Source organism: Pseudomonas paeninsulae (assembly GCF_035621475.1).
Lineage (GTDB): Bacteria > Pseudomonadota > Gammaproteobacteria > Pseudomonadales > Pseudomonadaceae > Aquipseudomonas > Aquipseudomonas paeninsulae.
Genome location: NZ_CP141799.1, coordinates 3,696,038 through 3,709,002, shown reverse-complemented (window position 1 = coordinate 3,709,002; position 12,965 = coordinate 3,696,038). Strand labels below are relative to the sequence as shown.

General features: G+C 61.6%; 11 protein-coding genes and 2 pseudogenes. 10 read left to right on the top strand and 3 right to left on the bottom strand.

The genetic code is table 11. The features are described from left to right. Positions 1 to 2: 2 nt before the first annotated feature. A complete protein-coding gene (locus tag VCJ09_RS17095) occupies positions 3 to 500 on the bottom strand; it encodes a DUF6231 family protein (RefSeq protein WP_079202723.1) in 498 nt (165 codons plus the stop codon). A 438-nt stretch (positions 501 to 938) separates the two neighbouring features. Between VCJ09_RS17095 and VCJ09_RS17090 the strand changes: the two are divergent. The 4 genes and pseudogenes from VCJ09_RS17090 to VCJ09_RS17075 form a co-directional block, all read left to right on the top strand. Continuing rightward, positions 939 to 1,295, top strand: a pseudogene (locus VCJ09_RS17090) (OmpA family protein); the annotation flags it as partial. A 104-nt stretch (positions 1,296 to 1,399) separates the two neighbouring features. After that, positions 1,400 to 2,131, top strand: a complete 732-nt coding sequence (locus VCJ09_RS17085; RefSeq protein ID WP_324731309.1) for an OmpA family protein — start codon at positions 1,400 to 1,402, stop codon at positions 2,129 to 2,131. A gap of 132 nt (positions 2,132 to 2,263) precedes the next feature. Next, positions 2,264 to 2,569, top strand: a complete 306-nt coding sequence (locus VCJ09_RS17080) for a DUF1145 domain-containing protein (protein WP_324731308.1) — start codon at positions 2,264 to 2,266, stop codon at positions 2,567 to 2,569. Next, complete coding sequence (locus tag VCJ09_RS17075) at positions 2,562 to 3,323, top strand: collagen-like protein (protein WP_324731307.1); 762 nt, start codon at positions 2,562 to 2,564, stop codon at positions 3,321 to 3,323. Before VCJ09_RS17080 ends, VCJ09_RS17075 begins: the two co-directional genes overlap by 8 nt. A gap of 46 nt (positions 3,324 to 3,369) precedes the next feature. Here the strand turns inward: VCJ09_RS17075 and VCJ09_RS17070 are convergent, their stop codons facing one another. Then, complete coding sequence (locus VCJ09_RS17070; protein ID WP_079202719.1) at positions 3,370 to 3,834, bottom strand: CopD family protein; 465 nt, start codon at positions 3,832 to 3,834, stop codon at positions 3,370 to 3,372. Between the two features lie 116 nt (positions 3,835 to 3,950). Here VCJ09_RS17070 and dinG point away from each other — a divergent pair, with 116 nt between their 5' ends. The 4 genes and pseudogenes from dinG to pdxH all read left to right on the top strand — a co-directional run bounded on the left by dinG (position 3,951) and on the right by pdxH (position 8,804). Beyond that, positions 3,951 to 6,095 carry an ATP-dependent DNA helicase DinG gene (dinG, locus tag VCJ09_RS17065; RefSeq protein WP_324731306.1) on the top strand — a complete coding sequence of 715 codons (2,145 nt, stop codon included), beginning with the start codon at positions 3,951 to 3,953 and terminating at the stop codon, positions 6,093 to 6,095. Between the two features lie 82 nt (positions 6,096 to 6,177). Continuing rightward, on the top strand, positions 6,178 to 7,323 hold the full coding sequence (locus VCJ09_RS17060; protein WP_324731305.1) for a serine hydrolase domain-containing protein: 1,146 nt from the start codon (positions 6,178 to 6,180) through the stop codon (positions 7,321 to 7,323). A 96-nt stretch (positions 7,324 to 7,419) separates the two neighbouring features. Continuing rightward, positions 7,420 to 8,037 (top strand): annotated as a pseudogene (locus VCJ09_RS17055) (OmpA family protein); the annotation flags it as partial. A gap of 119 nt (positions 8,038 to 8,156) precedes the next feature. Then, complete coding sequence (gene pdxH, locus VCJ09_RS17050; RefSeq protein ID WP_324731304.1) at positions 8,157 to 8,804, top strand: pyridoxamine 5'-phosphate oxidase; 648 nt, start codon at positions 8,157 to 8,159, stop codon at positions 8,802 to 8,804. Positions 8,805 to 8,912: 108 nt separating this feature from the next. On the opposite strand, the gene VCJ09_RS17045 is transcribed toward pdxH, so the two are convergent. Continuing rightward, positions 8,913 to 9,149 (bottom strand): hypothetical protein, encoded by a 237-nt coding sequence (locus tag VCJ09_RS17045; RefSeq protein ID WP_324731303.1) that lies wholly within the window; start codon positions 9,147 to 9,149, stop codon positions 8,913 to 8,915. 148 nt (positions 9,150 to 9,297) lie between these two features. Between VCJ09_RS17045 and VCJ09_RS17040 the strand changes: the two genes are divergently transcribed. Together VCJ09_RS17040 and VCJ09_RS17035 are read left to right on the top strand one after the other, a co-directional pair. Continuing rightward, on the top strand, positions 9,298 to 9,762 hold the full coding sequence (locus tag VCJ09_RS17040; protein WP_079202713.1) for an outer membrane lipoprotein: 465 nt from the start codon (positions 9,298 to 9,300) through the stop codon (positions 9,760 to 9,762). Positions 9,763 to 10,171: 409 nt separating this feature from the next. Next, complete coding sequence (locus VCJ09_RS17035; RefSeq protein ID WP_324731302.1) at positions 10,172 to 12,964, top strand: monovalent cation/H+ antiporter subunit A; 2,793 nt, start codon at positions 10,172 to 10,174, stop codon at positions 12,962 to 12,964. The last annotated feature ends 1 nt before the right edge of the window (position 12,965 follow it).

Genomic DNA, 12,965 nt, shown 5'->3' with positions numbered 1-12,965 from the left:
GCTTACCACCAGTATTTGCCAAAGTTTTCCGGGTTGGCCCAGAACTTGGCATTCAGCCAGTCGGGTACCTGTTTGTAGTCGAGCAGGTCGTAGGTGAACAGGCTCAGGGTCTGTTCCCCCCGCTGAAAGCGCTCGCTGGACTGCAGGGCCAGGGCAAAGAAATCGGTGTCCTGCCAGGCGCAGGCCTGCAGGTCGACCAGCACCGCCAGGCGGCTGGCATTCAGATTGCGGATGCCGCCGAGCAGCTCCAGTCCCGTGCGTTTGGGCAGGTGTTCGAGGCAGTCGACGACCAGCGCCAGGTCGAACCGTTGTGCGGCCAGTTCGGCCGGCAGGGCACCTGCGGCGGCGTGTGCGACCTGGCAATCGGCATGCGCGGCCTGAAAAGCGGCCAGTGCTGGCAGTTCGCTGGCGCCTATCAAAAGCAGGCGGCTGGGGGAGTAACGTTCCAGTAGAGCAGCCAGCGCTTGTTGTGGCGTGCGGGAAGAAATGCGCTCAGTCATCGATAATCCTCGATCGGTTCTGAAAAGACTAACGTGTGGCTGCGTGTAGGCCTAGCGCCATCATTCTTGCCGGGTAAGTAAATCAACTCTGGCGGATTCTAAAACGGAGGTCTTTACTCCATAAGTATCGGTTTTGGTCCGATTCCCACTGGAGATATGCATATGAGCATCGTAAGGAACGCTGTACCCCTGATTCTGGCGACCAGCTTCTTGACGGGCTGCGCCGGCTTGCAGAAAACCGATTGGCCGATGTGTGCGGCAGTCGGTGGCGTGGGTGGCGCGGCACTGGGCGCGATTGAGAGCTCTACCTGGGCGGGTGGTGGCGCGTTGGTCGGTGCCGGCATGGCGGCAGCCTATTGCTGGGTGCATGGCGCCGGAGCGCAAGAAATGGTGATGGTCGAGGAGGTGATGGTCGAGGAGCCTGTCATGCCTGAACCAGTCGCAGAAGCTGTTCGTGTCGAACTGGATGTGAAGTTCGATTTCGACAAGGCTCAAGTGAAGGAAGGCAGTTTTGCCGACATCAAAAACCTTGCAGACTTCATGGCGCAATTCCCGCAAACCACCACCGTGGTTGAAGGGCATACCGACTCCGTCGGTACCGATACTTACAACCAGGGGCTATCCGAGCGTCGTGCCAACGCCGTTCGCGATGTGTTGGTCAACCAGTATGGTGTGGGAGGTAGTCGTGTCAACGCAGTAGGTTATGGCGAAACTCGACCGGTTGCCGACAACGCAACCGATGCCGGACGCGCGATCAACCGTCGAGTCGAGGCTGAAGTCGAGGCGCGGCCTTAACTACTTTCATCATGCGCCCTCACGAGGGCGCGCTTGTACTATCCCGAGGGGGCGACTTAACTCCTGTGTTACCGGCAGTGCGCCGGTGACACAGGAGATCCGCCATGAGAACCAGACTCTTCAGAGTTGCTTTTCCCCTTCTCTTGGCCAGTAGTGTTCTTTCTGGTTGTGTCACGACTTCCAGTACGGGAGACGCGGCGCTTAACCAGGGGAACTGGCCCTTGTGCAGTGCGATTGGTGGTCTGGCCGGTGGTGGCCTGGGCGCAATCGAAAGTTCGGCTTGGGCAGCAGGTGGTGCCGTGGCCGGTGCGGTTATAGGCAGCATTATTTGCTATGCCCAGGACGGTGACCAGGACGGCGACGGCGTGTTTGATCGTCGCGACCGTTGTCCCGATACACCGCCCAATACTCCGGTGCGCCACAATGGCTGCCCACTCCCAGAGTACGCGAGTCCCGCGCAAGTGATTGAACCTGATGAACCTGCAATGCCGGTTCGCGTCGAGCTGGACGTCAAGTTCGATTTTGACAAGTCGGTCGTCAAGGAAGGCAGTTATGCCGATATCAAAAGTCTCGCTGACTTGATGAAGCAGTATCCGCAGACCACCACGACTGTCGAGGGACACACTGATGCCGTTGGCTCCGATGCCTATAACCAGGGGCTGTCCGAGCGGCGTGCCAATGCCGTGCGTGATGTATTGGTCGAGCAACATGGCATCGGAACCGGGCGGGTCTCGGCGGTAGGTTATGGCGAATCACGGCCGGTTGCCGACAACAACACCGAGTCTGGACGCGCTATCAACCGAAGGGTCGAGGCCGCGGTCGAAGTGCGGCCGTAGCCGACGTTGCCTAATGCGGGCCGGTCGTTGACCGGCCATGTATCTGGCGCGGCGGCAGGCCTCTGCAGTTTTTGCTAGCCCGGCGCAAAGCAGTTAAGGTGCGGCGGACCAAAAAAACTGCCAGGGGCGGACATGAAAATCTTGTTGGGGCTGGGGAAAGTGCTGACCGCGATATTTTGGGGCGTGGTCTTGGCCAATCTGATCGATCCGTTCGCGCAACCTTTCGCACTGCTGCTGAATCTGGCGGGTGCTGTGCTTGTGCTGATCCATGGGCTGGAGTTGTGGCTATTCAATGAGCGCGTGAGCGGGCGTACTCGGCTGGGGCTCGAGCGCGTACAGATTTTACTGTTCGGCATTTTTCACTTGCAGGGGTTGTCATCGGCACCGGCGCAACCGGTGAGCGCGGAGCTGGCGCAGTTGGAGATCGAACATGCGTAGCCTGTTGCTGCTGGCCTCACTCTGTAGCCCGCTGGCATTGGCGCAGAGCCTGATCGATGTGCAGCCGCATACCTTGCTGCGCTTGCCGGCGACAACCAGCGTGTTGCGGGTGGAGCGTTTGCACATCGCCGATCATGGCACCTTGCTGATTCCGTCCGGGCTGACTGACATGCATGTCGCGGAGCTGCGCCTGGGACGTGGCGCGCGGATTGCCGTTGCACCTGGTGAGCAGGCATTTCGTCTGACCGTGGAGCGCGGTGAGGTCGCTGCCGGCGCGCAGATCAGCGTGCGTGGTGCCCCAGGTTCGTTCCTGCAACCGGCATTGCCGGGCCGTACGCTGAGCCTTCGCCTGGTGAGCGTGGTGACCGAGGCCCTCTTGGTCGATGCTCGAGGTGGCATAGGAGCACCAGGTTACTCCGGCCTGGATGGTGCGGATGGCAAACCGGGTGGCTGTACCTGGGGTCAGGCCAGTCGCGGTCATGATGGGTTGAACGGTGGCGATGGCCAGGTCGGCGCCCGGGGTGCCCAGGTGCGCCTGGAAGTGCCGCTGGACTTTCCCCTGCAGCGGCTGCAGGTACTCCTCGATGGCGGCGCTGGTGGCGCCGCCGGCAATGGCGGGAACGCTGGGGCCGGTGGCGCGAGCAAGGGCTGCTGGCTGTACAGCACGGCGCATGCCGGTGATGGGCGCTCCGGTCAGACCGGCCAGTCGGGCATTGCGGGGACGGACGGCAATCTGGATGTAGTGCGCTTTTAACTCTGCGGCTCCAAGGCCAGGAGCGCCATGCGCTCCTGGCTCGTCCTCAAAAGCCTGGGCGGGTGGCAGCGATGCTGATCAGTGCCAGGCCCAGAATCAGGTTGATCCCCACCAAGCGGCGAATGCGCCCGAGCACGGCACCGCCGCTCGGCCAGTCTTCGGCGGCCACTGCGCGACGCAGTTCAGGCAGTTGCAGGGCCTGCACACGGAGAAACAGCGCGAGCATGGCGATATACAGACCGATCATGATGTGCACGTAGCGCGGCGCGGCCTCGAAACCGGAAAAACGCAGATGAAGCATGCCCATGCCGGTAATTGGCAGCACTATCACGGCCGCCCAGACCCAGTAGAAGAAGCGCTGAAATACCTCGAGCCACAGTTTCAATCGAGCCGGCGCCTCGAGTGCGCTGACCGCGGCGGGGCGCAGGATCATCCAGGCGAAGAACATGCCACCGACCCAAACGAGTGCGGCGAGCAGATGCAGGGCGTAGGTTACAGCGTAAGGTGTCATGTAAAACTCCAGTCTGGGTTCTGCGCATTGTCGATTAGCGCGTTATGATAGCGGCCGTTGCCAGACACTGAAAATTTATCCAGCCTTTTCGCGCCCAGACCCCACGTCCAGACCCCATGCTCAGTACCGAACTCAAGTCCCAGATCCAGGGCGCCTACACGCGTTTTCTCGAAGCCAAGTCGCTCAAGCCGCGCTATGGCCAACGGCTGATGATTGCCGACATCGCCAAGGTGTTGGGGGCGATCAAGGTCGACGGGGAAGGTCGGCGTGAGGGTGAGCCGGCCGTGGTGGCGGTCGAGGCCGGGACTGGCACTGGCAAGACGGTGGCCTACTGTCTAGCGGCGATTCCCGTGGCCAAGGCCGCCGGCAAGCGTCTGGTGATCGCCACCGCGACCGTGGCCCTGCAGGAGCAGATCGTCCACAAGGATCTGCCCGACCTGATGCGCAACAGCGGTCTGAATTTCAGCTTCGCCCTGGCCAAGGGCCGTGGCCGCTACCTGTGCCTGTCCAAGCTCGACATGCTGTTGCAGGAGGGCCATGCGCAAACCGCCACTGCCCAGTTGTTCGAGGAAGAGGGCTTCCGCATCGACGTCGACGAGCAGAGCCAGAAACTATTCGTGCTCATGATGGAAAAGCTCGCCGGCAACAAATGGGACGGCGATCGCGACAACTGGCCCGAGGAACTGGAGGATACGCGCTGGTCGCAACTGACCACCGATCACAGCCAGTGCACCAGCCGGCATTGCCCGAACTTCCAGCAGTGCGCCTTCTACAAGGCGCGCGAGGGTATGAGCAAGGTCGATGTGATCGTCACCAACCATGACATGGTGCTCGCCGACCTGGCGCTGGGCGGCGGCGCGGTGCTGCCCGATCCGCGGGAAACCCTCTATGTGTTCGACGAGGGACACCATCTGCCGGACAAGGCCATCGGTCACTTCGCCCATTTCACCCGCTTGCGCTCGACCGCCGACTGGCTGGAGCAGACCGCGAAAAACCTCAGCAAGCTGCTGGCCCAGCACCCGTTGCCGGGAGATCTGGGGCGCTTGATCGAGCAGATCCCGGAGCTGGCGCGGGAGATCAAGATCCAACAGCAGTTCATGTTCAGCGCCTGCGAGCAGGTGGCCGAATTCAAACCCGGCGAAGACATGCAGGGCCGCGAACGACCGCGTCATCGTTTCGTTGGTGGCCAGGTGCCGGAGCACCTGCGTGAACTGGGCACGGAGTTGAAGAAGGGCTTTTCCAAGCTGTCCGATCTGTTCACCGGGGTGACCGAGAAACTCAAGGAGGCCATGGATGGCGAGGCCACCATCGGCATCGCCAGTCACCAGGCCGAGGAGTGGTACCCGCTGTTCGGCAGCCTGCTGGCGCGTGCCCATGGTAGCTGGGAGCTGTGGCTGGCCTTCACCGCCGAAGACCCCGAAGACAGCCCGCCGATGGCGCGCTGGCTGACCCTGGCCGACAGCGGTGCGCTGTTCGACATCGAGGTCAACGCCAGCCCGATCCTGGCTGCCGAGACCTTGCGGCGCAACCTGTGGAACGTGGCCTATGGCGCCCTGGTGACCTCGGCAACCCTGACCGCGCTGGGCACCTTCGATCGTTATCGGATGCGTGCCGGCCTGCCCAAGGTGGCGGTGACCTCCGTGGTGCCGAGCCCCTTCCATCATGCCGATGCCGGCGTCTTGCGGGTGCCGAATCTGCATGCCGATCCGCGTGATGCGGTGGCGCACACGGCGGCGATCATTCGCGATCTGCCAGCATTGGTGGAGGGTTCGCGCGGCACCCTGGTGTTGTTCTCCTCGCGCAAACAGATGCAGGACGTGTTCGAGGGGCTGGAGCGCGATTGGCGCAAGCGGGTATTTATCCAGGGCAACCTGTCCAAGCAGGAAACCCTCAACAAGCACAAGGCGCGGGTCGACAGCGGCGAAGACAGCGTGTTGTTCGGCCTGGCCAGTTTTGCCGAAGGCGTCGACCTGCCCGGCGCCTACTGCGAGCATGTGGTGATTGCCAAAATCCCCTTCGCGGTGCCGGATGACCCAGTGGAGGCGGCGCTGGCCGAGTGGATCGAAGCGCGCGGCGGCAACCCCTTCATGGAAATCGCCGTACCCGACGCCTCGCTGCGCCTGGTCCAGGCCTGCGGACGTTTGCTGCGTACCGAAGCAGACCGCGGCACCATCACCTTGCTCGACCGGCGAGTGGTGACCCAGCGTTATGGCAAGGCAATCCTCAATGCGCTACCGCCTTTTCGGCGGGAGATCAGTTAGCCGGCTGCGCGGGTTCCCAAGCGCATGCAGGGCTGGAACAATGCGTGGCTGATCATCCATTCCCCAGACCAAGGAGCCGCTTGTGCAGATTCAGGGCTATTTCGACCTCAAGTTCGAGGCGGTCAAGGACGCCTTCGCCGCCCTGTTCGACGATCCGCAGGAGCGTGGTGGCGCGCTCTGCGTGCAGATCGCCGGCGAGACGGTGCTGGATATCTGGGCCGGAGTGGCCGATAAGGACGGTCAGCAGGCCTGGCACAGCGACACCATCCTCAACCTGTTTTCCTGCACCAAGACCTTTACCGCCGTGACCGCCTTGCAACTGGTGGGCGAGGGCAAACTCGAGCTGGACGCGCCCGTGGCCCGTTATTGGCCAGAGTTCGCCGCCGCTGGCAAAGCCAGGATCACCCTGCGTCATATACTCTGTCACCAGGCAGGGTTGCCGGCGTTGCACCAGATGTTGCCGGCCGAAGCCTTGTATGACTGGCAGACGATGACCAACGCCCTGGCGGCCGAAGAGCCCTGGTGGCCACTCGGCGAGGGGCATGGTTATGCGCCCATCACCTATGGCTGGCTGGTTGGCGAGCTATTGCGGCGCATCGAAGGCCGCGGCCCGGGTGAGTCGATAGTCGCGCGCACCGCCAAACCGCTGGGCCTGGACTTTCATGTCGGCCTGGCCGATGAAGAATTCGACCGCGTGGCGCATATCTCGCGCGGCAAGGGCAGCATGGGTGATGCCGCTGCCCAGCGCCTGCTCAAGGTCATGATGAGCGACTCGACGGCCATGAGTACGCGAGCGTTCACTAATCCGCCGTCGATCATGACCAGCACTAATAAGCCGCAGTGGCGTCAAATGCAGCAACCGGCGGCCAATGGTCACGGTAATGCGCGCAGTCTGGCCGGTTTTTACAGCGGTTTGCTCGATGGGCGCTTGCTGGAAAGCGAGCTGCTCGATGAGTTGACCCGAGAGCATGGTGTCGGCGAAGACAAGACCCTGTTGACCCGCACGCGCTTCGGTTTGGGCTGCATGCTTGATCAGCCCGGGGTGGCCAACGCTACCTATGGCATGGGTGCGCGTGCTTTCGGTCATCCGGGAGCGGGTGGTTCCAGCGGTTTTGCCGATCCGGAGCGCGATGTGGCGTTTGGTTTCGTGGTCAACAATCTGGGACCGTTCGTCTTGATGGACCCTCGTGCGCAGAAACTTGCGCGTGTTTTGGCAGATTGTTTATAGAAGGCTCGGCTAAACTCCGGGCACAGTGTGGTTGTTTTAAGTGCTCATGCCGGCCCGTCGCCGGTTTCTTTAGACTATTTTGTATGTGGATAACCGATGCGCGCCAACAAATCTCTCGCCTTCGCCCTGTGTCTGCTCCTTGCCGGTTGCGCTGGCTCTGAAAAGAGCAAGCAATCAGTGGCGGCCGCCATGCCCGACCCGAAAGTCACCCAGGCCTGGCTGGACGATTACGAACCGCGCGTGCGTGAGGCGATCAAGGACAGCCACTTCGAGCTGGAGCGGCGCGAGAACCTGCTGGTGGTGACGGCCCCGGTGCAGGGCACCTTCAACCCGGACCGGCCATTTATGCTATTGCCGGTGACCCTTGGGCCGATCAGCCGGGTTGCCAAGTTGCTGGAAAAAGACCAGAGCGTTGCCGTGTTCGTGCTCGGCCATGCTGACACCTCTGGCGCCGCCGCGGCCAACCGTGAGCTCAGCCATGAGCGAGCACGGGCTTTTACCGCAATCTTCCGCTTGAGCGGGTTGAAGCAGAATCGCCTGATGGTCAAAGGCATGGGCTCGGACATGCCGCGAGCGGCCAATGACAGCGTCGAGGGCCGCGCACTCAATCGGCGGGTGGAAATTCTGCTGACCTCGAAGGACACCATGCAGGCGCTGGTTGCCAAATACAGCCAGCCGCTTCCAGCTGCTGTGCCAGAGTTGGTCGCAGTCAGAGGCAAGCAGCAAGACAGTGCCGATTCGCTTGCCGCCAAGAAGTAGAGACTTGCCCTAGATCAAGCCAAGTCAGGTGTGTCCGGGTAAGCTAGGCAGCCTCCGTTTTCGAGGGCTTCGTCATGACCCAGACCCTGGCCGATATGCGCCGCGACTACACCCGTGATGGCTTGAGCGAGGCGCAAGCGCCTTCCGAGCCATTTGGCTTGTTCAAACAATGGTTTGCCGATGCGCTGAAAACCGAGCAACCGCCGGTTGAGCCCAATACCATGACTCTGGCCACTGTAGATGCCGAGGGCCGTCCGCATTGTCGGGTGCTGCTGCTCAAAGGCCTGGACGAGCGCGGCTTCACCTTTTTCAGCAACTACGACAGTGCCAAGGGCGAGCAATTGGCTGTCAGACCGTATGCCGCCATGACTTTTTTCTGGCCGAGCCTGGAGCGTCAGGTTCGCATCGAAGGTCGGGTCGAGCGCGTCACCCCGGCCGAGTCTGATGCTTATTTCAAGGTGCGTCCGCTGGGCAGTCGCCTGGGCGCTTGGGCTTCACCGCAGAGTCAGTTGATCAAGGATCGCGCCGAGCTTGAAAGTCTGCTGGCGCAAGTCGAGGAACGCTTTCTCGGTCAGGCGCCACACCGTCCGCCACACTGGGGCGGTTACCGCCTGCTGGCCGAGCGAGTCGAGTTCTGGCAGGGCCGCAGCAGTCGTCTGCATGACCGTCTCGACTATCGCTTGCACAACGATGTCTGGGCTCGCGAGCGTCTGGCACCCTGATCGCAGAGGTGGATGTGATCTGTTGCATACGGGGCGCCTGCGGGCGCCTCACTGCTTCTGCGCGGGTAAAGAAACCCTCGCTGCATGGTCTTGGTTTGTCTCTACCCCTCAGGGCGCGCGGTAATCGGCGGCGGCACGTTCCAGCCAGGCGTGCAGTTCACGACGTTTGACCTTGCCTGTCTGGGCTTCGGCCAGGCGCTGGAGCATATAGTTCTTCTTCGCTGCGTCCTTGCCGGCCATCGACAAGGCTAGGTCGCGGTCTGCCCAGCGCTTGATGCGCACGAACAGCCACCAGTGGAAATAGAGTCCGGCGCAGGTCAGGCTGATGATGATGAAATAATCCATGGGTGTTTCCTCCTGCGGCGAAGCCTAACCGATAGCCTAAACTGACTGAAGCGGACAGGTTGTCGCGCCGGGTTTTTCCATGGTCAGGATGACAGGTGCCTGCTTTGCCGGTTTAATGAGCTATATATTGAAAACGGAGGTGGTTCTCATGCGTAAGCCAGTCGCGTTGGTTACAGTTTTTACGGCATTGGCTCTGATCCTGGGTGGTTGTGCGTCCAGCCTCACGGGTGACAGCTATTCGCGCGATGAAGCCCGCGCGGTGCAAACCGTGCGCATGGGAACTATCGAATCGCTGCGGCCGGTGAAAATCGAAGGCACCAAGACGCCGATCGGTGCCGGTGCTGGTGCGGTGGTGGGCGGCGTGGCGGGTAGTGGTGTCGGTGGCGGTCGCGGCAGTGCCGTAGCGGCGGTGATCGGTGCGGTGGCCGGTGGTTTGCTCGGTGCTGCCACTGAAGAGGGCTTCACTCGCACCCAGGGCGTGGAAATCACCGTGCGTGAAGACGACGGCACCATGCGTGCCTATGTGCAGGCCGTCGAAGAGAATCAGGTCTTCCGGGTTGGCCAGCGTGTACGGATCATGACCGTCAACGGCACCAGTCGCGTCGCCCTGTAACCCGTGTTCAAGCCGGGTCAGCGTCAGCTGATCCGGCTTTTTCGTGTGTGTAATTCAATGATGTCTACCCGCTCGCCTGGCGCCCGCTAGAGTCAGGCAATCGCTCAGGTTGCGATTTAGTAATACTTATAATCATGACGTCGCACCGATAGATATGGATAATCGGGAAATAATCCTGTGCCGACAAAGGCTTAGCTGGCTCTGATCAGAGTTGGCGAGCGCCAGTTGAAGCAAATGAGGGCCGGGGCCCTGGCCTTTGCAGGTCATGCAGCAGGCGTAGACCTGCCAATACAACAAAGCACGCCAGCCCCATGACGGTGAATCCATGTCATGGGGCTGGCGTAGCAGTTTGGACGCTAGCCGTCGGCCACGATCTGGCTGGCGGGCATGCAAAAAAGGGGTTTTGTGTATGGCGCTTGCGCTAATTGTCGCCTTGCCATTTTTGGGGATGATCCTGCCACTGTTGGCTGATCGGCTGGGGCGTTCGGCCTGCTCGGTGGCGGCGGGGCTGGCGCCAATGGCGGCCTTGATCCTGCTGCTGTCGCAACAATCGTCGGTGTTTGCCGGTGAGTTGATCAGGGTCAAACTGAGCTGGTTGCCGTCGCTGGGGCTGAACCTGAGCCTGCGCCTGGATGGCCTGGGCTTTCTATTCGCCCTGCTGATTCTCGGCATTGGTCTGCTGGTGATCCTCTACGCCCGGTACTACCTGGAGAAGCAGGAGCCGATGGGGCGTTTCTACGCTTTCCTGCTGCTGTTCATGGGCTCGATGCTCGGTGTGGTGCTGTCGGAAAACCTGCTGCTGATGCTGATGTTCTGGGAGCTGACCAGTCTCTCGTCGTTCCTCTTGATCGGCTTCTGGAGTGGCCGTTCGGATGCTCGCACTGGTGCGCGCATGGCTCTGGCGATTACCGGTGGCGGCGGCCTGGCCCTGCTTGCGGGGATTTTGCTGATCGGTCATATCGCCGGTAGCTTCGAGCTGTCGCAGGTGCTCGCCGCCGGTTATGCGATTCGTGCCCATGAGCTGTACCCCTTGGCCCTGGTGCTGGTGCTGCTCGGGGTGTTCACCAAGTCCGCGCAATTTCCCTTCCACTTCTGGCTGCCTCATGCGATGGCCGCGCCGACGCCGGTTTCGGCCTATCTGCACTCGGCGACCATGGTCAAGGCCGGGGTGTTTCTGCTCGCGCGGCTGTACCCGGCGTTGGCCGGCACCGAGTGGTGGTTCTACCTGGTCAGCATCACCGGCCTGGTGACTTTGTTGGTCGGCGCCTGTATGGCCCTGTTTCAACACGACCTCAAGGGTCTGCTGGCCTACTCGACTATCAGCCACCTGGGCCTGATTACCCTGCTGTTTGGTCTGGATACTCGCTTGGCGACGGTGGCCGCGGTGTTCCATATCATCAATCACGCGACCTTCAAGGCTTCGCTGTTCATGGCTGCGGGGATCATCGACCATGAGACCGGAAGCCGCGATATGCGCCGAATCAACGGCATGTGGAAATACATGCCGCATACCGCCATGTTGGCGATGGTAGCGGCCTCGGCGATGGCCGGGGTGCCCTTGCTCAACGGCTTCCTGAGCAAGGAGATGTTCTTCAGCGAGACCCTCAACCAGCACCTGCTCGGTAGCTTCAACTGGGTGATTCCGGCGACGGCGACCCTGGCCGGGGTATTCTCGGTGGCCTATTCGCTGCGCTTTATCCATGACGTGTTCTTCAACGGCGAACCGATCAATCTGCCGAAGTACCCCCCTCATGAGCCGCCGCGCTATATGAAGCTGCCGGTGGAAGTCCTGGTATTCCTCTGTCTGCTGGTTGGCATAGTGCCGGCTTACACGGTCGCGCCGCTGCTCGCCGCGGCAGCGTCGTCGACCCTGGGCGGGAACCTGCCCGAATACAGCCTGGCGATCTGGCATGGCTTCAACCTGCCGCTGCTGATGAGCTTTATCGCCCTGTTTGGCGGGATTCTCGTGTACTTATGTCGCCAACCGTTGTTCCGCTGGTATTCCGGCTTGCCGAGCATGGATGCCCGCTTGTTGTTCGAGCAGGGCATGCTGCTGCTGGTGCGGGTTTGCGTAGCGATTACTAAACGTCTGGAAAACGGATCGTTGCAGCATTACCTGGGGTTGCTGCTGGGGGTGGCGTTGCTGGTGGTGACTTTCGCGCTCAGCTCCTTGCCGCAAGTTACCGGCCCGCTGGCAATGACCCCAATCGATGGCATCACCGCGTTGGGTTTGGCCATCCTGGCCCTGGCCGCACTGACAACGGTGGTGTTTCATCGCCAGCGCCTGGTGTCTCTGCTGATGCTCAGTGTGGTCGGCCTGATGGTGGCGCTGGCCTTTGCCCGCTACTCGGCGCCGGATCTGGCCCTGACCCAGCTCTCGGTGGAGGTGGTGACTATCGTCCTGCTGATGCTGGCGCTGTTCTTCCTGCCGGCGCAGACGCGCAGCGAGTCGAGCAGCATCCGTGGTCTGCGCGATTTCATCCTGGCGGTGGGCTTCGGGCTGATGGTCGCGATTCTGGTGTTTGCCGTACTGACCCGGCCCTATGACAGCATTTCCAGTTTCTTCCTGGAGAACAGCCTGTCCGGCGGCGGTGGCAGCAACGTGGTCAACGTGATCCTGGTGGACTTCCGCGGCTTCGATACCCTGGGGGAAATCAGCGTGCTGGCGATTGCCGGCGTCGGCATCTACGCCATGCTCGATGGCCTGCGCCTGTTTCAGCCGCGCGCCGATGCGCATGGCCGCAGTTGGGCGCGTGATCGGCATCCGTTGATCCTGGTCACTCTGTCGCGGGTGTTGTTGCCGATGGCCCTGTTGATTTCGGTGTTCATCTTCCTGCGCGGGCACAACCTGCCGGGCGGCGGTTTCATCGCCGGTCTGATCACCGCCGTGGCGCTGATCCTGCAATACGTCGCCAGCGGCGTGCAGTGGACCCAGTCGCGGCTGCCGCTCAACTATCACCGCATGGCCGGGGCCGGGGTGCTGATCGCCGGGTTGACCGGGCTCGGCAGTTGGCTATTCGACCGGCCGTTCCTGACTTCGGCATTCGGTCATTTCGAGATCCCGCTGATCGGCGAAATCGAACTGGCCAGTGCCATGCTGTTTGACTTGGGCGTGTACCTGACCGTAGTCGGTGCGACCCTGCTGATTCTCGCCAACCTGGGCAAGCTGACCCAGGAAAAGGCCGGACAAGAGGTACTTTGAG

What these genes read in the sequence shown, in the direction of transcription:
- VCJ09_RS17035 (WP_324731302.1), top strand. Translation starts at nt 10,172, where the DNA reads ATGGCGCTTGCGCTAATTGTCGCCTTGCCATTTTTGGGGATGATCCTG.
- pdxH (WP_324731304.1), top strand. Translation starts at nt 8,157, where the DNA reads ATGACCCAGACCCTGGCCGATATGCGCCGCGACTACACCCGTGATGGC.
- VCJ09_RS17075 (WP_324731307.1), top strand. Translation starts at nt 2,562, where the DNA reads ATGCGTAGCCTGTTGCTGCTGGCCTCACTCTGTAGCCCGCTGGCATTG.
- dinG (WP_324731306.1), top strand. Translation starts at nt 3,951, where the DNA reads ATGCTCAGTACCGAACTCAAGTCCCAGATCCAGGGCGCCTACACGCGT.
- VCJ09_RS17070 (WP_079202719.1), bottom strand. Translation starts at nt 3,834, where the DNA reads ATGACACCTTACGCTGTAACCTACGCCCTGCATCTGCTCGCCGCACTC.
- VCJ09_RS17085 (WP_324731309.1), top strand. Translation starts at nt 1,400, where the DNA reads ATGAGAACCAGACTCTTCAGAGTTGCTTTTCCCCTTCTCTTGGCCAGT.
- VCJ09_RS17080 (WP_324731308.1), top strand. Translation starts at nt 2,264, where the DNA reads ATGAAAATCTTGTTGGGGCTGGGGAAAGTGCTGACCGCGATATTTTGG.
- VCJ09_RS17045 (WP_324731303.1), bottom strand. Translation starts at nt 9,149, where the DNA reads ATGGATTATTTCATCATCATCAGCCTGACCTGCGCCGGACTCTATTTC.
- VCJ09_RS17040 (WP_079202713.1), top strand. Translation starts at nt 9,298, where the DNA reads ATGCGTAAGCCAGTCGCGTTGGTTACAGTTTTTACGGCATTGGCTCTG.
- VCJ09_RS17095 (WP_079202723.1), bottom strand. Translation starts at nt 500, where the DNA reads ATGACTGAGCGCATTTCTTCCCGCACGCCACAACAAGCGCTGGCTGCT.